Genomic DNA, 20,406 nt, shown 5'->3' on the forward strand with positions numbered 1-20,406 from the left:
CGCACGGCGGCCGAAACCCTGCATTTTATCAGTGCGGCGGCGCACTCGCGTCAGCCGGTGCCGCCGCTGTGGTAACGTGCGCCTGTTTGGCGGTGCGCCCTCCCGCGCACCCGGTCCCCCCGTCGTCGATATTCCGTATGTCCCGTTCCTCTTCCGGCCGCCCGACGGCCCCCCCTGGTCGCGGCAAGCCGCACACGATCCGCATCATCGGCGGTGACTGGAAGCGCACGCCGCTCGCCGTGCTCGATCTCGACGGCCTGCGGCCGACGCCCGATCGCGTGCGCGAGACGCTGTTCAACTGGCTCGGCCAGGATCTCGAAGGCCGGCGCTGCCTCGACCTGTTCGCGGGCACCGGCGCGCTTGGATTCGAGGCTGCGTCGCGCGGCGCGACGAGTGTCGTGATGGTCGAGCGCCACCCGCGCGCGGCGCAGCAGCTGCGCGCGATCAAGGACAAGCTCGGTGCACGCTCGGTCGAGGTCGCGGAAGCCGACGCGCTGCGGCTCGCTGCCGGGCTGACCCCGGGCGCGTTCGACGTCGTGTTCCTCGATCCGCCATTCGGTGAGCCGGCCGTGCTCGATCGCGCGATTGCGCTGACGGCGCCGCTCGTCGCGCCGGATGGCGCGCTGTACGTCGAGACGGGCGCGGAGCTCGACCCGGCCGCGCACGAAGCGCTGGCCGGTTGGCAGGTGGTGAAGCACGGCAAGGCGGGTGCGGTTCACTATCATTTGCTGCGGCGCGAAAATGATGAATAATGCGCGTTCCATGCGAGGCGGCGCACCGCAAAGGCGACGCATGCCCATCTCGGCAGTGGCGTGCGCGTCGCACGGCTGCCACCCCGTTTGCGTGATGACAGGAGGAGCGACATGGTAGTCGCCGTGTATCCCGGTACGTTCGATCCGCTGACGCGCGGGCACGAAGACCTCGTGCGGCGTGCGTCGAGCATTTTTGATACGCTGGTGGTCGGTGTTGCCGACAGCCGCGCGAAGAAGCCGTTTTTCTCGCTGGAAGAACGTCTGAAGATTGCGAACGAGGTGCTCGGCCATTATCCGAACGTGAAGGTGATGGGGTTCAAGGGCCTGTTGAAGGACTTCGTCCGCACCAACAACGCGCGCGTGATCGTGCGCGGGCTGCGTGCCGTATCCGATTTCGAATATGAGTTCCAGATGGCGGGGATGAACCGCTATCTGCTGCCCGACGTCGAGACGATGTTCATGACGCCGTCCGATCAGTATCAGTTCATCTCGGGGACGATCGTGCGCGAAATCGCGCAGTTGGGCGGCGATGTCAGCAAGTTCGTGTTTCCGTCCGTGGAGAAGTGGCTGACCGAGAAAGTCGCCGCGATGGGAGGCCCGGCCGCGTGACGCGGTGCCGGCCGGTTTCGTTGCGAAGCCGGCCGCCGGCCTGAAGAAGTGAGATCAGTATGTCTTTGATGATTACCGACGAGTGCATCAATTGCGACGTGTGCGAGCCAGAGTGCCCGAACGGCGCGATTTCGATGGGCCCGGATATCTACGTGATCGACCCCAACAAGTGCACCGAATGCGTCGGCCATTTCGACGAACCGCAGTGCCAGCAGGTGTGTCCGGTCGAATGCATTCCGCGCGATCCGCAGCATGACGAATCGCATGCGCAGTTGATGGCGAAGTATCACGCGTTGACCGCCGCGAAGAGCGACGACGCGCAGTGACCGCGCAGTGACGCGCGCGCGTCGCGAATTGCTTGGCCGGCGCCGCTTGGCGCCGGTTCCACTTCTCCCTTCGCTTCAGCCGATCAGGTCGCGCAATGCCGCGACGAGCATGTCGCACTCGGCGTCGGTGCCGATGGTGATGCGCAAATGCTGGTCGATGCGTGGCGCCCGGAAGTGCCGTACGAAAATTTCCCGATCCTTCAGCTTTGCCGCGATCGTGCCCGCATCGTGCGCGGGATGGCGCGCGAACACGAAATTCGCGGCCGACGGCACGACGTCGAAACCGAGTGCCTCCAGCGCGTGCGTGAGCCGCACACGGCTGTCGATCACGCGTCGGCAGGTCGCACCGAAGTAGTCGGTGTCTTCGTATGCCGCCTGCGCGGCGACCTGCGCGAGCCGGTCGAGCGGATAGGAATTGAAGCTGTCCTTCACACGATTCAGTGCGTCGATCAACGCGGCATCGCCGAACGCGAAGCCGACGCGCATGCCCGCGAGCGAGCGCGCCTTCGACGTCGTGTGCACGACGAGCAGGTTCGGATGGCGGTCGATCAGCGTGATCGCGGATTGCGCGCCGAAATCGACGTACGCCTCGTCGATCAGCACGACCGACGACGGGTTCGCGGCCGCGATCCGTTCGATGTCCGCGAGCGGCAGCGCGCGCCCGGTCGGCGCGTTCGGATTCGGAAACAGCACGCCACCCGCATCGTCGAGATAGTCTTCGACACGGATCGAAAAATCGTCCGCGAGCGGCACGACCGTGGTCTCTACACCGTACAGGCGCGCGTAGGTCGGGTAGAAGCTGTACGAGATGTCGGGAAAGCGCAGCGGCCGGTCATGCTTGAGCAGTGCCTGGAACGCATGCGCGAGCACTTCGTCGGAGCCGTTGCCGGCGAAGACCTGCTCGGGCTTGATGCGATGATGGGCCGCGACCGTCTCGCGCAGTGCGCGCGCGAGCGGGTCGGGATAGCGGCGCAGCGTGTCGCCGGTGTCGCCGAGTTCGCGTGCGATCGCCGCGACGACGCGCGGCGAAGGCGGATAGGGATTCTCGTTGGTGTTCAGCTTGACGGGGTGTGCGAGCGCGGGCTGTTCGCCCGGCACGTAAGGCACGAGTTGCTGAACGACGTCGCTCCAGTAACGGCTCACCGCTTGGCTCCTGACGGGCAAAAACGACCAGATTACCGCATGTGGACGCTGCGGTGCGCGATTGCGCACGACGGAGACACCGCCCGGCGCCGCCGGACGGCACGTTGCACCATGCCGGTGCGGTGGGAGTCAGTTGCGATGCAGTTGCATCGTCGCGCGGTCGAGTTCGCCCTTGACGACCATCGGCATCACGGCGAGCGCGCGCTCGATCGATGCGTCGATCACGTCCTGCTCCTCGCGGCGCGGCGGCTTCAGCACGAAGTTCGCGACGTCGGGCTTTGCGCCGGCGCGCGCGCCTTCCGGGATCAGGTCGCGCGGATGGCCGATGCCGATGCGCAGGCGCCAGTATTGCTGCGACGACAGATGCGCGGTGATGTCCTTCAGGCCGTTGTGACCGCCGCTGCCGCCGCCGAGCTTCAGCTTCACCGTGCCGGGCGGCAGATCGAGTTCGTCGTGTGCGACGAGGATCTGGTCGGGCAGGATCTTGAAGAAACTCGCGAGCGCGACGACCGACTGGCCGGAGCGGTTCATGTAGGTTTGCGGCTGGAGCAGGTGGACTTCCTCGCCATGCAGGCGCGCTTTCGCGTAGAAGCCGTGGAAGCGGCGCTCGTCGCGCAGCGTCGCGCCGGCTTCGCGGGCGAGCTGGTCGATCAGCCAGAAGCCGGCGTTGTGGCGCGTCGCAGTATATTCCGCCCCGGGATTGCCGAGGCCGACGATCAGTTTGATCATGACGTTTCGTAGGCGGCAGCGCCCGCCTGGGCGCAGAAAAAGAAAAACCCGCCGGGCAAGCCGCGGCGGGTTGCGTCGACCGTTTCTTGAAACGGATCGAACGGGCGCGTAGGCGGCCGCTTAGGCAGCCGGCGTTTCGCCTTCGCCTGCTGCGTCCGACACGGCGCCAGCCGGGACCGTCGCCGAGGCGACAACCGGGTTTTCCGCGTCGACGTGCGCGACCAGCGTCACGCCCTTCGGCAGTGCGATGTCCTTCGCGTGCAGCGACTGACCTGCTTCGATCTTCGACAGATCGACTTCGAGGAATTCCGGCAGAGCCGACGGCAGGCACTCGACTTCGATTTCCGTCGCGACGTGCGAGACGATGGCGCTCGACAGCTTCACTGCCGGGCTGACTTCAGCGTTCAGGAAGTGCAGCGGCACCTTCGTGTGCAGCTTCTTCTTCGCGTCGACGCGCTGGAAGTCCACGTGCAGCACGAGTTGCTTGAACGGGTGGTATTGCACGTCGCGCAGCAGAACCTGTTGCGACTGGCCAGCCACTTCGAGGTCGAGGATCGACGAGTGGAAGGCTTCCTTCTTCAGCGCGTGCCACAGCGCGTTGTGATCGAGTTCGATCTTTTGCGGGGCTGCTTCGCCACCGTAGACGATACCCGTGGTCTTACCGGCGTTGCGCAGGCGGCGGCTCGCACCCGTACCTTGCTCTTGGCGCTCGAAAGCGACGACTTTCATGTGATTCTCCATTAGCTGCCCGCGACCAGGCAGTAAAACGGGGCCGGCGAAATGGCGGCCCCCGATGAAACGGACGGGGTTTCGTCTATCCCGTCCGATTGTGCAAAAAGCGAAGCGTTGCCGCTTCGCTTTCCGCGCATACTTTGTCGTGTCGTTCCGCGATCAGGATTCCGCGAACAGCGACATCACCGAGTCGCCGCGGCGAATCCGCGAGAACGTTTCGGCCAGCAGGCTCGCGCTCGTCAGCGAGCGGATCTTCGAGCAGCCGAGCGATTCGGCCGACAGCGGGATCGTATCGGTGACGACCAGCTCGTCGAGTGCCGATGCGGCGATACGCTCGGCGGCGCCACCCGACAGAACCGGGTGCGTCGCGTACGCGAACACCTGCTTCGCACCGCGATCCTTCAGCACTTGCGCTGCCTTGCAGAGCGTGCCGGCCGTATCGACCATGTCGTCCATGATCACGCAGGTGCGGCCTTCGACTTCACCGATGATGTTCATCACTTCGGCGACGTTCGCCTTCGGACGACGCTTGTCGATGATTGCGAGATCGCAGTTGAGCTGCTTCGCGAGTGCCCGGGCACGGACCACGCCGCCGACGTCCGGCGACACGACGAGCAGATCCGAGTAGTTCTGCTTGCGCAGGTCGCCCAGCAGGATCGGCGTTGCGTAGATGTTGTCGACCGGGATGTCGAAGAAGCCTTGAATCTGGTCGGCGTGCAGATCCATCGTGATGATCCGCTCGACGCCGGCGATTTCCAGCATGTTCGCGATGACCTTCGCCGAGATCGCGACGCGCGCCGAGCGCGGGCGACGGTCCTGGCGGGCATAGCCGAAGTAGGGGATGGCGGCGGTGATCCGGCCGGCGGACGCACGCTTGAGCGCGTCGACCATGATCATCAGTTCCATCAGGTTGTCGTTCGTCGGCGCGCACGTGGATTGCAGGACGAAGACGTCCTTGCCGCGCACGTTTTCCTGGATCTCGACCTGGATCTCGCCGTCGGAGAAACGGCTGACCATTGCTTTGCCGAGGGGGATTCCAAGGATATTGACGACTTCCTGGGCGAGCGCGGGATTCGCGTTACCAGTAAAGACCATCAAGCCATCATGGCTGTGGCTGCTCATCGTGCACCTGCTTCAGGCTTAGGCGGGAAATGCGGGAAAATTTTTGGCAGGGGAGGAAGGACTCGAACCCTCGCATGCCGGAATCAAAATCCGGTGCCTTGACCAACTTGGCGACTCCCCTACACTCAACTGATAACTTTACCGGACTTGTAGGCCATCCGATAAAGCAAAACTTCATGACGCGAAAGCGAAGAGCGGATGCTCGTTCAGACTCTCGGCAACTGCACCGTTCCAACCGGCGGGCAGCTTGGCTTTCGCCGCTTCTGCCTCGTGCCTGCTATGAAACGCTGCAAACACGCTTGCTCCGGAGCCGGTCATCCTCGCGGGGGTCACATCATACAACCATTTGACCACCTGCGCAACTTCCGCGTACTTACTTGTCACAACTTGCTGCATGTCGTTCCGGCCGAAACTGTCTGGCCATCCCGCATCGCTGTTTTGCTGTGCAAGAAAGTCCGTAATTGTGACGCGCTTCGTATCTCTTGTCAACAACTCGTCTGAAAAAATTTCAGCGGTTGGGACATGAACGCGTGGCGTCACAACCAAGAACCAGCGAGTCGGCAATTCTACCTCAGCTAATTCTTCTCCGATACCCTCTGCGAACGCATTTTTTCCAAAAACAAAAAACGGGACGTCCGCGCCGAGTTTCACCGCGAGCGACTGCAGTTCCGCACGCGGCAGATCGAGCTGCCACAGGCGGTTCAGCGCGAGCAGCGTCGTCGCCGCGTCGGAGCTGCCGCCGCCAAGGCCCGCGCCCATCGGCAGGCGCTTGTCGATCTCGATGTCGACGCCGGCCGCGGTGCCCGTGTGCGTTTTCAGCAGGTTGGCTGCGCGCACGACGAGATCGCTCTCCTCGGGCACGCCCGGCACGTCGGTGACGCGTGCGACGCGACCGTCGTCGCGCAGCGTGAAGTGCAGCGTATCGCCCCAGTTCAGCAGCTGGAACACGCTCTGCAGATCGTGATAGCCGTTCGGTCGACGGCCGGTGATGTGCAGGAACAGGTTGAGTTTCGCGGGCGCAAGGCAGTTGCGCAGCGAGCGGGTCGAATCGGTCATGCGTATGTCGGGGCTAGGTTCACGTGCTTACTGGTCGAGCACGAGCTTGATGTCGAGCGGCGGCGTCGCGCGCACGAGGTTGACGCGTTTGACGCCCGTGGCCGGTGCGTCCGCGTAGGCGAGATAGTCGATCGTCCAGCCGTCCTGGCGAATCTGCTTGACGTGCGTCGTGTCCGCCGGGTCGCGCACCGTCTGCGCGGGCGTCGCGGGCGCGGGCGTCGGCAGCAGCCAATAGCGCAGACCGGCCAGCGGCAGCGAGAAGCCGAGCGCGTTCTGCATCAGTTCGCCGACGTCGGTCGCGTATTGCGGTTGGCGGTTCGGCAGTTCGAGCGATGCGGCCTGCGGCGTCGATTTCACGACCGCGAGCGTCTGGCCGAGCGGGCTGCGCAGTTCCAGCGACACGTCGTCGCCGTTTTCCTGCCAGTCGAAGTTGCCGTATACGTTCTGCGGTCGGCCGAGGCGGTCGCTGTACTGCACCGCGAAGCGGCCGTGATACGCGTGTGTCGCGGCCGTCTGCAGCACGGTGCCCGACGGCGCATTCGCCGACGGCGGCGTGCTCGCGCAGCCGACGAGCGCGAGCGCGGCGCCGGCCGCGGCCAGCGTGCGCAGCGCGCGGGAAGACGAGGAAAACATCGGGAACATCCGCATCAAAGGCCGTTGATCTGCAGGCGCTTGAGCGTCTGCACGAGCGTGTCGTTGTCGGGTTCGAGCTTCTGCGCGGCACGCCACGCGACGCGCGCGTCTTCCTGCGCGCCGCTCTTCCACAGCACTTCGCCGAGGTGCGCGCCGATCTCGGCGTTGGGTTGCAACTCGTACGCGCGCCGCAGCACCTTCGTTGCGCCGGCCGTGTCGCCCATCCGGTACTTCACCCAGCCGAGGCTGTCCATGATGTACGCGTCGTTCGGCGCGAGCGACAGCGCCTTGTCGATAAGCTTGCTCGCCTCGGGCAGGCGCTGGTTACGATCGGCCAGCGAATAGCCGAGCGCGTTGTACGCCTGCGGGTTGTCGGGCTGCGTGCGGATCAGCTCGCGCAGCTGCTTTTCCATCGCCGCGTAGTGGCCGGTCTTCTCGGCCGCCATGGCGTAGTCGTAGCGCAGGTCGGGATCGTCCGGGAAATCCTGGACCGCCTGCGCGAGTCGCGCCTCGGCTTCCGGATAGCGCTTCGCGGTGAACAGGATCGACGCGTCGGTGCGTGCGACCACGGCCGCATCGCGCGGATCGCTGATCGGCAGGTCGTCGAGCACCTTGCGCGCCTCGTCGGTCTTGCCCTGTTTCTGCAGCAGCTGCGCGCGCGTGATCTGCGCGGGCAGGTAGTGCTGGCTCGTCTGGTCGACCTTGTCGAGCCATTGCGACGCCTGCGCGTCGTTGCCCTGCTCGATCGAGATCTGCGCGAGGTAGATGTAGCCCTGACCGACGTCGAGGTTCGGCTGCTTGTCGCCGAGCTGCACGTACTGCTTCAGGTACGCGGTCGCGTCGTCGAGTTTCTTCTGCTGGATCTTGATCAGCGCGAGCGCCATCAGCGGCGTCGGGTCCTTCGAGTCGAGCTTGCGCATCGTCTCGAACTGCTTCTGCGCGTCGTCGAGACGGTCGTCGGCGAGATAGAGCTGCGACAGCGCGAGGCGCGCATCGCGCGACTTCGGATTCTGCTGAACATATTTCTCGAACGACGCGATGCCGGCCTTGCGCTCGGCCGGCCCCATCTGCGACAGCATCAGCGCTGCCGGCAGATAGTCGGGGCGGATCTGCAGCGCCTGCTTCAGCGACTGCGCCGCGCCTTCCTTGTCGTCGACCGCGAGTTGCTGCCGCGCGATCGCGAGCTGCGCCTCGGGGCGATTCATGTCGTTCTTCAACATGTCCTTCAACACCGCGAGGCCGCCGACGCGGTCGGAGCCGCGCACCAGCAGTGCCTGCAGCGCGAGGATCGCGGGGCCGCGCGTTTCGCCCGTCGCGCGGGCCAGTTCGCGCGCGAGCATCGGCTGTGCGTCGGCCGGCTTGCCGGCGAGCACGAGCAGCGCGGCGTCGACTTGCGATGCGCGGTTCGAACCGGGGGCGTACTGGCGCCACAGATCGGCCGCGGACAGCGCGTCGGCCGGGCTTTGCGCGCCGAGCGCGATTTCGGTCGCACGCTGCGCCATGCGCGGGTCGCGCGTGTCGCGGGCGAGCGCGAGGTAGGTCTGGTAGGCCGGCGCAGGCTGGTTGCGCTGGAGCGCGACCTCGGCGGCCAGCACCTGGTAGACGATCTGGCTCGTCAGAGGGACGCCCGGGAGATCCTTTTTCTCGTCCGGCAACACGTGCTCGAACGCGCCCTGCGGCTCCGCGTCGTCCGATGCCGGATTCTGCGCGTGAGCCGGGAAGGCGGTGAGGGTCCACGCGGCGAACAGCGCGGCGCCGAGCGCACGGCGGACCGGGAAGGCGCGCGCGCCGCGCACGGCGGCGGGGCGCTTCAGAAGCAGCTTCGAGGGCAAGGTCATGGAAATCCGTTCGATGTTTCAACCGATTGTAACGCGCTCGCTACAATACACGCACGATCGTGAATCCAGTCTCAGACCCGCAAAACATGCCAGAGTTGCCAGAAGTCGAAGTCACGCGCCGGGGCATCGAGCCCTTTGTCGCGGGCCGCCGCGTCGAGCGTGTCGACGTCCGTACCGCGATGCTGCGCTGGCCCGTGCCGGCGGGGCTCGCCGAGCAATTGCGCGCGCGCGAGGTGCTCGCCGTCGAGCGTCGCGGCAAGTATCTGCTGTTCGAGGTCGACGCGGGCTGGTTCATCGTTCATCTCGGGATGACCGGCACATTGCGCGTGCTGCCCGCGGCTGGCGTGCCGGTCGCTGCCAAACACGATCACATCGACTGGATCTTCGACGAATTCGTGCTGCGGTTCCGCGATCCGCGCCGTTTCGGCGCGGTGCTGTGGCACCCGCGCGAAGCGGGCGACGTGCATGCGCATCCGTTGCTCGCGAGCCTCGGCGTTGAGCCGTTCTCGCCGGCGTTCACCGGCGCGCTGCTGCACGCGCGCACGCGCGGCCGCACGGTGTCGGTCAAGCAGGCGCTGCTCGCGGGCGACATGGTCGTCGGCGTCGGCAACATCTATGCGTCGGAGAGCCTGTTTCGCGCGGGCATCCGGCCGACGACCGCCGCCGGCAAGGTGTCGCTGCCGCGCTACGAGCGGCTGGCCGACGCGGTGCGCGCGACCCTCGCCGACGCGATCGAGCGCGGCGGCAGCACGCTGCGCGATTTCGTCGGCAGCAACGGCGAAAGCGGCTATTTCCAGCTCGACTGCTTCGTCTACGATCGTGCAGGGCTGCCTTGCCGCGCATGCGGCACGCCGATCCGCCAGATCGTGCAGGGGCAGCGCTCGACCTATTTCTGCCCGACCTGTCAGCGTTGAGTCGCGCGTTGCAACCACTTTCCAAAGATTCGAACACTTGAAGCCGCCCCGCATTGCTCCCGCTCCGTTCCCCGTCACGCCGCTGCATCGCACGTTCGCCACGCGCCTGATCGCCTGGCAGCGCGTGCACGGCCGCCACGACCTGCCGTGGCAGAACACCCGCGATCCCTACTGGATCTGGCTGTCGGAAATCATGCTGCAGCAGACGCAGGTCTCGACCGTCGTCCCGTATTACGTGCGCTTTCTCGAGCGCTTTCCCGACGTCGCCGCGCTCGCGGCCGCGCCGTCCGACGACGTGATGGCGCTATGGGCCGGGCTCGGCTACTACTCGCGCGCGCGCAACCTGCATCGCTGCGCGCAGGTCGTCGTCGCCGAGCATGGCGGCGTATTCCCGTCGACGCCGGAAGCGCTCGCCGAACTGCCGGGCATCGGCCGTTCGACGGCCGCGGCGATCGCGTCGTTCGCGTACGGTGCGCGCGCGACGATCCTCGACGGCAACGTGAAGCGCGTGCTGGCGCGGGTGTTCGGCGTCGAAGGCTTTCCGGGCGAAAAGCGCGTCGAGAACGACATGTGGGCGCTTGCGGAATCGCTGCTGCCGGATGCCGCGAACGCGGCCGACGTGAGTGCCTATACGCAAGGGCTGATGGATCTCGGCGCGACGCTGTGCGTGCGCGGCAAGCCGGATTGCGCGCGCTGTCCGTTTGCGGGCGACTGCGTCGCGCAATCGACGGGCCGGCAGCGCGAACTGCCGGCCGCGCGGCCGAAGAAGGCCGTGCCGACGCGCAAGACCTGGATGCTCGTGCTGCGCGACGGCGACGCCGTGCTGCTCGAGCGGCGTCCGCCGGTCGGCATCTGGGGCGGCCTGTGGTGCCTGCCGCAGGCAGACGGCGATGCGGCACTCGCGGAACTCGCACGCGGCTTCGGCGGTGGCGGCCCGGTGCCGCTCGCGCCTTTCACGCACACGTTCACGCATTTCCGGCTCGAGATCGAGCCGCGGCTGAGCGATGTGGCCGACGGCGAGCAGCCGTTCACGCACGCGCAGGATGCCGAGACGGCGTGGGTGCCGTTGGCGGGGCTCGATGCGTACGGTGTGCCGGCGCCCGTGCGCAAGCTGCTCGATGCGTTGAGCGGGCCGCTGCTGTAAAGAACGGGGAAGGGCGCGGCGCGGCCGCGCTCACCGAAGCGCCGGGCCGCAGCGGGTGTTTTGCCCGCCAGGATGATCCGCTCGGCGACGCCGCCGCGGTACGCTTGGCCGACCGCGGCTTACAGCCATCCGTGCCGGTCGAGCACGTGGTGCACGGCATCGATCCGCGCGCCGACGTCCGGAAATTCCATCAATTTCTGCCGCGCACGCAGGTCGAGTGGCAGCAGTTCAGCGAGGCGGTTCGATACCCAGCTCGGATCGTCGAGGCGGAACGGTTCGCCGAACGGCATCTTGTCCGGTTCGGATTTCTTCAGTGCTTCGATGATGCGCTCCAGCACCTCGGCACACGAGCCGAATTGCGCAAGCGCCTGTTCGCCTTCGAGCGGAATGTCGTCGGGCAACGGCTCCGCGATCCCGACCAGCAGCCCGTTGCCTTCGACGCGATACGACAGAAGCTCGAATCGCTGCGTGCCGATCGCCTGCAGGTACAGCATCCCGAACTCGCCGGTATCGCATTCGGTGATGCGCGCCATGCAGCCGATCGTCTCGGGCACCGACACGGCGCCGTCCTGCGCGACTTCGGGCCCGCTCTTCAGCAGGCACACGCCGAACGGTGCGTCGTCGCGCAGGCATGCGCGGGACATGTCGAGATAGCGCGCCTCGAACACCTTGAGCGGCAGCCAGCCACCGGGGAACAGCACCGTGTGCAGCGGAAACAGCGGCAGGTCGATCAGGGTGGTCGATAGCGTGGACATGGCGCACCGGCAAGAGGGCGGTGTCGCTAAGGTCGTTCGACCTCGGCGACGAGCCGCGACGACGCGTCGACATCCACGGGCGCGTCACGATGCCGCACGATCACGTTCGCATCGTGCGCGAGGCGCGCGGCGAGCGTTTCCGCGATGAACACCGAGCGATGCTGACCGCCCGTGCAGCCGATGGCGACGGTCAGGTAGCTGCGGTTGTCTTCACGAAAGTGCGGAAGCCATTTCGTCAGGAACGCATGGATGTCGTCGATCATCTGGTGGACGATCGGCAGTGCGTCGAGAAAGGCGATGACCGGCTGGTCCAGCCCGGTGAGCGGGCGCAGCTCATGGTCATAGTACGGGTTCGGCAGCGCGCGCACGTCGAACATCAGGTCGGCATCGAGCGGCACGCCGCGCTTGAAGCCGAACGACTCGAACATCACCATCAGGTCGTTGTTCTTCTGTTCGATGAAGCGCTTGACCCACGTGCGCAGCACGTTCGCGCGCAGCGTGCTGGTATCGATCTGGTGACCGAATTCGGCGAGCGGTGCGACCAGTTCGCGTTCGCGCTCGATCGCTTCCTCGAGCGAGGACAGCAGCCCGACGTTCGCGTCGTGCGACGGCGAACCGGACAGCGGGTGGCGCCGGCGCGTTTCGGAGAAGCGCTGGATCAACGCCTGCGTGCTCGCGTTGAGGAACAGCACGCGGACATCGTGCTCGAGCGACAGCGCGCGGATCAGGCCGGGCATTTCGTCCAGCGATGCGCTCGAACGCGCGTCGATCGCGACCGCGAGCCGGTGCTGGCCGCCGTCGGCCAGGTAGCGGGCGAGTTCGGGCAGCACGTGCGGCGGCAGGTTGTCGACGCAGTAGTAGCCTGCGTCTTCGAGCGCGTTCAGCGCGACGGACTTGCCTGAGCCGGAGATGCCGGTGATGAGGACGATGCGCATGGGAAGCAGAGAATCCTGACGTTTCATCATAGCACCGGCTCGACGCGTCGGCGCTGCGAGGCCGGCGCGCGGGAGCGTTACACGAGCTTGCCGGGGAACTGACTATCGGGATCTTGCATCGCGAGTCGTTGCCGATCCATGAAATCGCGCAACGTGTCGATTCCGCGCAACTGCAGGATCGTGTTCCGCACGGCCGCCTCGACGAGCACCGCGAGGTTGCGGCCAGCCGCCACCTGGATCGTGACCTTGCTGATCGGCAGGCCGAGCACGTCGACCGTCTGGCTTTCGAGCGGCAGGCGCTGGAATTCGCCGTCCGGGCGGCGCACGAGCTGGACGATCAGTTTCAGCTTCATTTTCCGGCGCACCGCTGTTTCACCGAAGATCGTCTTGATGTCGAGCAGGCCGAGGCCGCGCACTTCGAGCAGGTTCTGCAGCAGCGGCGGGCAGCGGCCTTCGACGAAATCGGGGCCAAGTCGCACGAAATCGACCGCGTCGTCGGCGACGAGGCCGTGGCCGCGGCTGATCAGCTCGAGGCCGAGTTCGCTCTTGCCGAGGCCCGAATCGCCGGTCAGCAGCACACCCATCCCGAGGATGTCGATGAACACGCCGTGCAGCGTCGCGCGCGGCGCGAGAATCCGCGACATGTAGAGCCGCAGGCTGTCGATCACCGCAGCGGCCGACATCGGCGTCGTGAACAGCGGCGTGGACGAGCGCGTGCAGCGCAGCACGAGTTCGGGCGGTGCCGCGGCGCCGCCGGCGACGACGAGGAACGGTGGCTCGAGGGCGATCAGCTCGGCCATGTGGCGCGAACGGTCTTCGTCGGTTTGCCGCTGGTAGTAGTCGATTTCGGCTTCGCCGAGCACCTGGATCCGGTTCGGGTGGATCAGGTTCAGGTGGCCGACGAGGTCGGCGCTCGACGTTGCGTTGCCGACGGTATCGGCCGAAAAACCGCGCTCCCAGCCTTCATGCCCCGTCAGCCAGCTCAGCTTCAGCGTGGCCGCGTTGTCGTCGAAGATGCTCTGGGCGTTGATGCTGGACGTATCCATGACTCTCGTCACTCCAATGGGCCGGTGTTCAGGCGCGCGGCGACGGACGTCGCCATGCCGGGCGGCCCTGGAAGGCGGCGCGTGCCGCCTCGTACCGGAAAAATTCCGCCCGGATCAACTCAAGGTTGCCACTGAGTGAGCAGGCGATGCAACTCGGCGATATCCGTTTCGTTGTGCAGACGCTCGCGCGCGTCGCGATCGGACAGCAGTTGCGCGATTTCCGACAGGATCTCGAGGTGCTGCTGGGTGGCTTGCTCGGGGACGAGCAGGAAAATCAGGAGACCGACGGGCTGGCCGTCGGGGGCTTCGAACGGGATCGCGTCGGCGAGCCGGACGAACGCGGCGAGCGGGTGCTTGAGACCCTTGATGCGCCCGTGCGGAATCGCGACGCCTTCGCCGAGCCCGGTCGAGCCGAGGCGCTCGCGCGCGAACAGGTTGTCCGTGACGGTGCTGCGGGCGATGCCGTTCTGATTCTCGAACATCAGCCCGGCTTGTTCGAAGACGCGTTTCTTGCTGGTGACGGAGAGGTCGATGACGACGTTCTCTATGGGCAGGATTTTGGCTAGGCGATTCATGTTGGCAGGCGATTGGGCGGCCTGGGGTCTCCTTGCGGCGGCAGACTGATTTTCCATGTTCGGCGATATCAAGGCGTTCGGCATCGGAAACCTGCAAGGCAGCTACCGCACCCAACGCCCCCCGGCGATAACCGGAACATTATAGAGCACAGCCGCGCGCGTGGCGCGGCATGGACGGACCGGTCGCACCACTGCCGCTCGGACACAAAAAAAACGCCCGGCGAACCGGGCGGCGTGTGTATTGCGGGGAACGTTATTGCGGCGGCAGTTCGATCTGATCGATCGACGGCTGCAGCTTGATCGGGTCGTGCGCATGGGTCTGCAGACGCTCCATGTGCTTGACGACCTGGCGATCCAGCTTGTCGATCAGCAGATCGATCGCAGCATACAGGTTGCCGTTCGCGCTTTCGACGAAGATGTCCTTGCCCTTCAGGTGCAGGTTGATTTCCGCGCGCTGCTGCTTGTCCTTTTCCTTGTGATTGTCGACCGAGAGGATCACAGTGCCATCGATCACCTGATCGCTATGCCGTAGCACCCGGTCCAGCTTGGTGATCACGTATTCGCGAATTGCAGGCGTGACTTCGAGATGATGTCCACTGATCTTCAGGTTCATAGTGCTTCTCCAAGCGAGTGACCACCCGGCCGCATCGAGGCGGCGCTCCGGTCGACTTGCCCCTGCCGCAGGTAGCGGCAAATTCGCGGACGAGTCGCCCGGCCTGTTCCCCGTGTGCGCGGTGGCCGGAACACGCCTGCCGCCGGGCAGGCAGCAGGCTTAAAGAGACTTGCGCAGATTCACTGCCGGGATTTTGAGGGCTTCGCGATACTTGGCAACCGTGCGGCGCGCGACCACGAATCCCTGTTCTGCCAGCAGCTCGGCAATGCGGCTGTCCGAAAGTGGCGATTTTGGGTCTTCAGCTCCTATCAGTTGCTTGATCAGGGCTCGGATGGCGGTCGACGATGCGGCGCCTCCGGTGTCGGTCGAAACGTGTGATCCGAAGAAGTACTTAAATTCAAGCGTCCCGAACGGGGTCAGCATGTACTTGCCTGTTGTCACACGGCTGACAGTCGACTCGTGTAGGCCCAGCGTATCAGCTATTTCCCGCAAAACCAAGGGGCGCATGGCAATTTCACCGTGCGCAAAGAAATTCTTCTGACGTTCGACAATAGCCTGCGCGACACGCAGGATCGTGTCGAATCGCTGCTGGATATTCTTGATCAGCCAGCGTGCTTCCTGGAGCTGCTGTTTCAACGATCCGGCCGACGGATCGCCGCGGCTGTTGCGCAGGATGTTCGCGTACAGGTTGTTGATCCGCAGGCGCGGCATCACTTCCGGATTGAGTTCCGCGAGCCAGCCCTGGCCGGCCTTCTTCACGATGATGTCGGGCACGACGTAGTCGGCCTCGGCCTTGCCGTATGCGGCGCCGGGGAACGGCTCCAGCGAACGGATCAGCGCGTGCGCGTCGCGCAGCGCATCGTCGCTCGCCTTCAGGTGCTTGCGCAGCCGCGTGAAGTCGCGCGCGGCGAGCAGTTCGAGATGCTGCGACACGATCTCCAGTGCGAGCGTGCGCGTGGGGGACGGATCGAGGCGCAACAACTGCAGCTTCAGGCATTCCGACGCCGAGCGGGCCCCGACCCCGGGCGGATCGAAACTGTGCAGCAGCGCGAGCGCCGCATTCAGTTCGTCGCAGTCGATTTCCAGTTCCGGCGGCAGGTCGGCGAGCACTTCGTCGAGCGAGGCGGTCAGGTAGCCGTCGTCGTCGAGCGATTCGATCAGGAACATCACGAGCGCGCGATCGCGCGGGCTGGCCTGCGTGACGCGCAATTGCGCGGACAGGTGGTCGCGCAGCGACGTCGCCGCTTCCTGTACCTGCAGCGGGGGGAGGTCGTCGTCGTCCGATGCGCCGCTCGAGCGGCCGAACTCGTCGAGATTCCACTGCGGGCCGTCGCCGGCGTCGCCCGATGCGTAGCTGTCGTATTCGTCGGCAGCGGCCGGCTCGTCGCGCTCGGCGCGGTCGCTCGACTGGCTGCTGCCGTTCGCGGCACCCGGCTCGGTGTTCTGGCCGGGAGGCGTCTGCGCGATCAGCGATCCGTCCGCCGCGACGCGCAGCGGGCTCGCGATCCATTCGTCGTCGTTCTCGAGCAGTGGATTCTGCGCGACGGCCATCGCGACTTCCTGCTGCAGTTCGAGCGTCGACAGCTGCAGGAGCCGGATCGACTGCTGCAGTTGCGGCGTCAGTGCCAGGTGTTGCGACAGGCGGAGTTGAAGGCTGGCTTTCATGGCAGAGAGGGAGTCATACCGGCAGTTTGCCACGACCCAGGCGCCTTGAGCCATCCGCGATTACGCGCGGCGCGGCGTACGGCCGCAGGGGCCGCCGTGCGGGGCACGCGGACGCGGCCCCGCGCGGCGATGCCGGGCGCCGGAGCGGCGGCCAGCCACGGGGGAAGTTACATGCGGAAGTGTTCGCCGAGGTACACGCGGCGCACGCTTTCGTTTTCGATGATTTCGCTCGGCGCGCCGGCGGCGAGCACCGAACCGTCGCTGATGATGTATGCGTGGTCGCAGATGCCGAGCGTTTCGCGGACGTTGTGATCGGTAATCAACACGCCGATGTTCCGCTGCTTCAGGAACTTGACGATCTTCTGGATCTCGAGCACCGCGATCGGGTCGACGCCTGCGAACGGTTCGTCGAGCAGGATGAAGTTCGGGTTGGTCGCCAGCGCGCGCGCGATCTCGACGCGACGGCGTTCGCCGCCCGACAGCGACAGCGCCGGGTTCTCGCGCAGATGGCCGATCTGCAGCTCGTCGAGCAGCGCCTCGGTGCGCGACGCGATCGCGTCCTTCGACAGCCGCTTGCCGTCTTCGCCGTGCTGCAGTTCGAGCACCGCGCGGATGTTTTCCTCGACGGTCAGCTTGCGGAACACCGATGCTTCCTGCGGCAGGTACGACAGGCCGAGCGACGCACGCTTGTGGATCGGCAGCAGGCTGATCGAGCTGCCGTTCAGCGAGATCTCGCCCGCGTCGAGCGGCACGAGGCCGACGATCATGTAGAACGACGTCGTCTTGCCGGCGCCGTTCGGGCCGAGCAGGCCGACGACTTCGCCGCTCTTCACGTCGAGCGACACGTCCTTGACGACCGTGCGCGAGCCGTAGCGTTTCTTCAGGTTGCGGACGACGAGCGAGCTCGTCGTGCCGGCCGGCTGGCGGTTCGGAAGCGCGTTCATTGGCCCGGCGCTCCCTGGATCGTGGTCGACGGCGACAGCTTCGCCGGCGCGCCGTTCAGCTGCCCGGGGCCGCCGTTCTTCGGCGACAGCATCGCGCGCACGCGGCCGTTCGGGTTGCCCGGCGCCGCGACGTCCTTGCCGCCCTTCGCGGTGTAGAAGTCGCGCTGGCCGTCGTACGTGATCACGCTGCCGTGCACGGTATCGGCGATCGTCGACGTGCCTTGCAGGCGGCGCACGGTCGCGGCGGTGGTCAGCGTCGTCAGGTCCTGCTTGCCGTCGTAGTCGATGCGCTCGGCGTCGCCGTCGATGTACTCGTCGAGACCTTCGCGCTTCTGGCGGAACGTCGCGTGCTTCTTGCCGCTGCCGAACGACGTCGCGTACTGATAGCCTTCGGGATCCTGGCGCACTTCGACGCGGTCACCCTTGATGATGATCGTGCCTTTCGTGATCACGACGTTGCCGGTCGCGACCGTCACCTGCTTCAGGTCGTCATAGGTCAGGTTGTCGGCCTCGACGTTGATCGGCTTGTTCTGGTCGGCCTTCTCGGCATGGGCGAGCGGCGCCAGCCCGACGAGCGGGAGCGCCACGAGCGTCGCGGCGAGCGCGGCGCGGACGGCGCGCGCAGCGCCGCCGGAATTCTGTCGAGGGAACGGTTCGTTCATGCAGTCACGTGAGGGATGCGTCACCTGGATTGACCTTTCGAGCCGCCGGACGTGTCCGCAGCGGCGATCGTGCCGCGCACGTTGCCGTAAAGCTCGATGACCCGGGTGACGTTGTTGTACTTCATGCCGTCGGTCGCGTTGACGAGCGACAGGCCGCGCTGAAGTTTAACCGGCTTTTCGGTCTGGATCACATCGTCATTGACGAAGATCCGGAAATGCTGGGAATCGGCCTGCATCTGCGGATCGCCGCCGCCGGCCACGCGCAGGATGCGTGCGTCGTCGTACAAGTCGACGATCGACACGTCGCCGTTGACGGTGCCGCGCTTCGCGGTGGTCGTCACGACCGGCTTGCCGGGCTGGAATGCGCGCATGGCCGGATCGGTCAGGTCGCTGTTTTCGGTGTCTTCGTAATGGATCAGCTTCGCGGCCGTCAGGCGGTATTGCGTCGTGCCCGTCTGGTCGAGTTCGGTGACCGAGAAGTTGTCCGCGAAATAGTCGGGCGTGTGGCGCTTCGGCTGCACGGTGCCTTCGCCGGGCGGTGGCAACGTCGCCTGCAGCAGCCACCACGTGATGCCCGCGAGTGCGGCGACCGCGACGAGCGGCAGCAGCTGGGTCCAGCGGAAATGCGTGTTCATCCGTCAGGCTCCGCAGGCAGCCGCGAGCAGCGCGTCGTAGCGGCGCTGCGCGCGCAGGATCGCGTCGCAGACTTCGCGCACCGCGCCGTTGCCGCCGCGGGCCTCGGCCACCCAGTGCGCGCGGGCGATCACCTCGGGGTGCGCGTTGGCCGGTGCCGTCGCGAAGCCGCAGCGCAGCATCACCGGCAGGTCGGGCCAGTCGTCGCCCATGTAGCCGGCGGCGTCGGCGGTGATGCCGAGCGACGCGATCAGGTCGTCGAACACGGCGAGCTTGTTCTCGACGCCCTGGAACAGATGCGCGATCTTCATTTCCTTCGCGCGGGCCGCGACGATTTCCGAGCGGCGCCCGGTGATGATCGCGGTCGCGATGCCGGCCTCGCCGAGCAGCTTCACGCCGTGGCCGTCGAGCGAATTGAACGACTTCATCGCGTCGCCTGCCGCGGTAAACAGCAGGCCGCCGTCGGTCAGCACACCGTCGACGTCGAAAATCATCAGCTTCACGCGGCTCGCGCGTTCGGCCGCAGTCAGCGCTGCGCTCATCAGATCACCTTCTTCGAAAACAGGTCGTGCATGTTCAGCGCGCCAATCAGTGCGCCGTCGGCATCGACCACCAGCATCTGGTTGATCCGGTGGCGCTCCATCAGTTCCACGGCTTCGACCGCGAGATGGTCGGGGCCGATCGTCCGCGGTTTGCGCGTCATCACGTCGACGATCGGCAGCGTGCGGAAATCGCCGTCGCGCGCCAGCACGCGGCGCAGGTCGCCGTCGGTGAAGATGCCGGCCACGCGGCCGTCGGCGTCGACCACGGCGGTCATGCCGAGCCGCTTCGCGGTGATCTGGAACAGTGCGTCCGACAACGTCGCGTCGAGCCCGACGCGCGGAATGTCGTCGCCCGAGCGCATCACGTCGCGCACGTGGGTGAGCAGGCGCCGGCCGAGCGCGCCGCCCGGATGCGAGCGCGCGAAATCCTCGGAGCCGAAGCCGCGCGCGTCGAGCACCGCGACGGCGAGCGCATCGCCGAGCGCGAGCGCGGCGGTCGTGCTCGCGGTGGGGGCGAGGTTCAGCGGGCAGGCTTCTTTCGAGACCGCGGCGTTCAGGTTCACGTCGGCGAGCGTGCCGAGGCTCGATTCCGCACGGCCCGTGATCGCGATCAGCTTCGCGCCGATCCGCTTCACGAGCGGCAGGATCGCGACGAGTTCTTCCGACTCGCCGGAATAGGAGATGCCGATGAAGACGTCGTCCGACGTGACCATGCCGAGGTCGCCGTGGCTGGCCTCGGCCGGGTGGACGAAGAAGGCCGGCGTGCCGGTGCTCGCCAGCGTGGCCGCGATCTTGCGGGCGATATGCCCCGATTTGCCGATGCCGGATACGACGACGCGGCCGCGGCAGCCGAGCAGCAGCGCGACGGCCTGGACGAAGTCGCCGTCGAGCTGGTCGCGCAGCGCGCGCACGGCGTCCGCCTCGATGTCGAGCACGTCGCGGGCGAGCGCGAGCGCCCGATCATCATTGATTTTCGCTATCATGCGCGGAGTATAGCAAAGGCGTTTGTTCGCCGCGCCGCGCCTTCGGACTCGTCCG

The 20,406-nt window shown here is 66.2% G+C and carries 23 protein-coding genes and 1 tRNA gene; 5 read left to right on the forward strand and 19 right to left on the reverse strand.

The window, feature by feature from the left end; genetic code table 11:
- Positions 1 to 137 precede the first annotated feature (137 nt).
- The 3 genes from rsmD (at position 138) to ACV22V_RS13720 (ending at position 1,687) form a co-directional block, all read left to right on the forward strand.
- Positions 138 to 752, forward strand: a complete 615-nt coding sequence (rsmD, locus tag ACV22V_RS13710; protein ID WP_059526118.1) for a 16S rRNA (guanine(966)-N(2))-methyltransferase RsmD — start codon at positions 138 to 140, stop codon at positions 750 to 752.
- 111 nt (positions 753 to 863) lie between these two features.
- Positions 864 to 1,361: a pantetheine-phosphate adenylyltransferase gene (coaD, locus tag ACV22V_RS13715; protein ID WP_006398238.1), complete on the forward strand. Its 498-nt coding sequence runs from the start codon at positions 864 to 866 to the stop codon at positions 1,359 to 1,361.
- A gap of 59 nt (positions 1,362 to 1,420) precedes the next feature.
- On the forward strand, positions 1,421 to 1,687 hold the full coding sequence (locus tag ACV22V_RS13720) for a YfhL family 4Fe-4S dicluster ferredoxin (protein ID WP_175909339.1): 267 nt from the start codon (positions 1,421 to 1,423) through the stop codon (positions 1,685 to 1,687).
- A gap of 75 nt (positions 1,688 to 1,762) precedes the next feature.
- Here the strand turns inward: ACV22V_RS13720 and hisC are convergent, their stop codons facing one another.
- The 8 genes from hisC to ACV22V_RS13760 all read right to left on the reverse strand — a co-directional run bounded on the left by hisC (position 1,763) and on the right by ACV22V_RS13760 (position 8,940).
- Entirely contained in the window at positions 1,763 to 2,830 is a 1,068-nt protein-coding gene (hisC, locus tag ACV22V_RS13725; RefSeq protein WP_448014201.1) for a histidinol-phosphate transaminase, read from the reverse strand.
- Positions 2,831 to 2,959: 129 nt separating this feature from the next.
- Positions 2,960 to 3,559: an aminoacyl-tRNA hydrolase gene (pth, locus tag ACV22V_RS13730; RefSeq protein WP_059526108.1), complete on the reverse strand. Its 600-nt coding sequence runs from the start codon at positions 3,557 to 3,559 to the stop codon at positions 2,960 to 2,962.
- Between the two features lie 120 nt (positions 3,560 to 3,679).
- Positions 3,680 to 4,288, reverse strand: coding sequence for a 50S ribosomal protein L25/general stress protein Ctc (locus ACV22V_RS13735; protein WP_059526288.1), 609 nt, complete (start codon positions 4,286 to 4,288; stop codon positions 3,680 to 3,682).
- A 162-nt stretch (positions 4,289 to 4,450) separates the two neighbouring features.
- Positions 4,451 to 5,413, reverse strand: coding sequence for a ribose-phosphate pyrophosphokinase (locus ACV22V_RS13740; RefSeq protein WP_059526106.1), 963 nt, complete (start codon positions 5,411 to 5,413; stop codon positions 4,451 to 4,453).
- 44 nt (positions 5,414 to 5,457) lie between these two features.
- Positions 5,458 to 5,534 (reverse strand) — tRNA-Gln (locus ACV22V_RS13745).
- Between the two features lie 53 nt (positions 5,535 to 5,587).
- On the reverse strand, positions 5,588 to 6,469 hold the full coding sequence (gene ispE, locus ACV22V_RS13750) for a 4-(cytidine 5'-diphospho)-2-C-methyl-D-erythritol kinase (protein WP_448014203.1): 882 nt from the start codon (positions 6,467 to 6,469) through the stop codon (positions 5,588 to 5,590).
- A gap of 27 nt (positions 6,470 to 6,496) precedes the next feature.
- Entirely contained in the window at positions 6,497 to 7,117 is a 621-nt protein-coding gene (lolB, locus tag ACV22V_RS13755) for a lipoprotein insertase outer membrane protein LolB (protein WP_223963944.1), read from the reverse strand.
- Complete coding sequence (locus tag ACV22V_RS13760) at positions 7,117 to 8,940, reverse strand: tetratricopeptide repeat protein (protein WP_059691460.1); 1,824 nt, start codon at positions 8,938 to 8,940, stop codon at positions 7,117 to 7,119. The genes lolB and ACV22V_RS13760 overlap by 1 nt, the downstream gene beginning before the upstream one ends.
- An 86-nt stretch (positions 8,941 to 9,026) precedes the next feature.
- Between ACV22V_RS13760 and mutM the strand changes: the two genes are divergently transcribed.
- Positions 9,027 to 9,854 (forward strand): bifunctional DNA-formamidopyrimidine glycosylase/DNA-(apurinic or apyrimidinic site) lyase, encoded by an 828-nt coding sequence (mutM, locus tag ACV22V_RS13765; protein ID WP_059526099.1) that lies wholly within the window; start codon positions 9,027 to 9,029, stop codon positions 9,852 to 9,854.
- Between the two features lie 37 nt (positions 9,855 to 9,891).
- Positions 9,892 to 10,998, forward strand: coding sequence for an A/G-specific adenine glycosylase (gene mutY / locus ACV22V_RS13770; protein ID WP_448014204.1), 1,107 nt, complete (start codon positions 9,892 to 9,894; stop codon positions 10,996 to 10,998).
- 119 nt (positions 10,999 to 11,117) lie between these two features.
- Here the strand turns inward: mutY and ACV22V_RS13775 are convergent, their stop codons facing one another.
- The 11 genes from ACV22V_RS13775 to kdsD all read right to left on the reverse strand — a co-directional run bounded on the left by ACV22V_RS13775 (position 11,118) and on the right by kdsD (position 20,351).
- The gene (locus tag ACV22V_RS13775) at positions 11,118 to 11,753 is read right to left on the reverse strand and encodes an LON peptidase substrate-binding domain-containing protein (protein ID WP_059526095.1); all 636 of its coding nucleotides are present in this window, start codon (positions 11,751 to 11,753) and stop codon (positions 11,118 to 11,120) included.
- Between the two features lie 26 nt (positions 11,754 to 11,779).
- On the reverse strand, positions 11,780 to 12,688 hold the full coding sequence (gene rapZ, locus ACV22V_RS13780; RefSeq protein ID WP_059526093.1) for an RNase adapter RapZ: 909 nt from the start codon (positions 12,686 to 12,688) through the stop codon (positions 11,780 to 11,782).
- A 77-nt stretch (positions 12,689 to 12,765) separates the two neighbouring features.
- Complete coding sequence (gene hprK / locus ACV22V_RS13785) at positions 12,766 to 13,734, reverse strand: HPr(Ser) kinase/phosphatase (protein WP_011353227.1); 969 nt, start codon at positions 13,732 to 13,734, stop codon at positions 12,766 to 12,768.
- Between the two features lie 119 nt (positions 13,735 to 13,853).
- Positions 13,854 to 14,393, reverse strand: coding sequence for a PTS sugar transporter subunit IIA (locus tag ACV22V_RS13790; protein WP_059526091.1), 540 nt, complete (start codon positions 14,391 to 14,393; stop codon positions 13,854 to 13,856).
- A gap of 169 nt (positions 14,394 to 14,562) precedes the next feature.
- Positions 14,563 to 14,922, reverse strand: coding sequence for a ribosome hibernation-promoting factor, HPF/YfiA family (gene hpf, locus ACV22V_RS13795; protein WP_006477786.1), 360 nt, complete (start codon positions 14,920 to 14,922; stop codon positions 14,563 to 14,565).
- A gap of 159 nt (positions 14,923 to 15,081) precedes the next feature.
- Positions 15,082 to 16,587 (reverse strand): RNA polymerase factor sigma-54, encoded by a 1,506-nt coding sequence (locus ACV22V_RS13800; protein ID WP_059526090.1) that lies wholly within the window; start codon positions 16,585 to 16,587, stop codon positions 15,082 to 15,084.
- A 167-nt stretch (positions 16,588 to 16,754) separates the two neighbouring features.
- A complete protein-coding gene (lptB, locus tag ACV22V_RS13805) occupies positions 16,755 to 17,531 on the reverse strand; it encodes an LPS export ABC transporter ATP-binding protein (protein WP_021162599.1) in 777 nt (258 codons plus the stop codon).
- Entirely contained in the window at positions 17,528 to 18,193 is a 666-nt protein-coding gene (gene lptA / locus ACV22V_RS13810) for a lipopolysaccharide transport periplasmic protein LptA (protein ID WP_059464489.1), read from the reverse strand. Before lptA ends, lptB begins: the two co-directional genes overlap by 4 nt.
- 20 nt (positions 18,194 to 18,213) lie before the next feature.
- Entirely contained in the window at positions 18,214 to 18,828 is a 615-nt protein-coding gene (gene lptC, locus ACV22V_RS13815; RefSeq protein ID WP_059451451.1) for an LPS export ABC transporter periplasmic protein LptC, read from the reverse strand.
- A 3-nt stretch (positions 18,829 to 18,831) separates the two neighbouring features.
- Entirely contained in the window at positions 18,832 to 19,368 is a 537-nt protein-coding gene (locus ACV22V_RS13820) for a KdsC family phosphatase (RefSeq protein ID WP_059526086.1), read from the reverse strand.
- On the reverse strand, positions 19,368 to 20,351 hold the full coding sequence (gene kdsD / locus ACV22V_RS13825) for an arabinose 5-phosphate isomerase KdsD (protein ID WP_059526084.1): 984 nt from the start codon (positions 20,349 to 20,351) through the stop codon (positions 19,368 to 19,370). The genes ACV22V_RS13820 and kdsD overlap by 1 nt, the downstream gene beginning before the upstream one ends.
- Positions 20,352 to 20,406 lie beyond the last annotated feature (55 nt).

This window comes from Burkholderia sp. AW33-5, assembly GCF_053427615.1.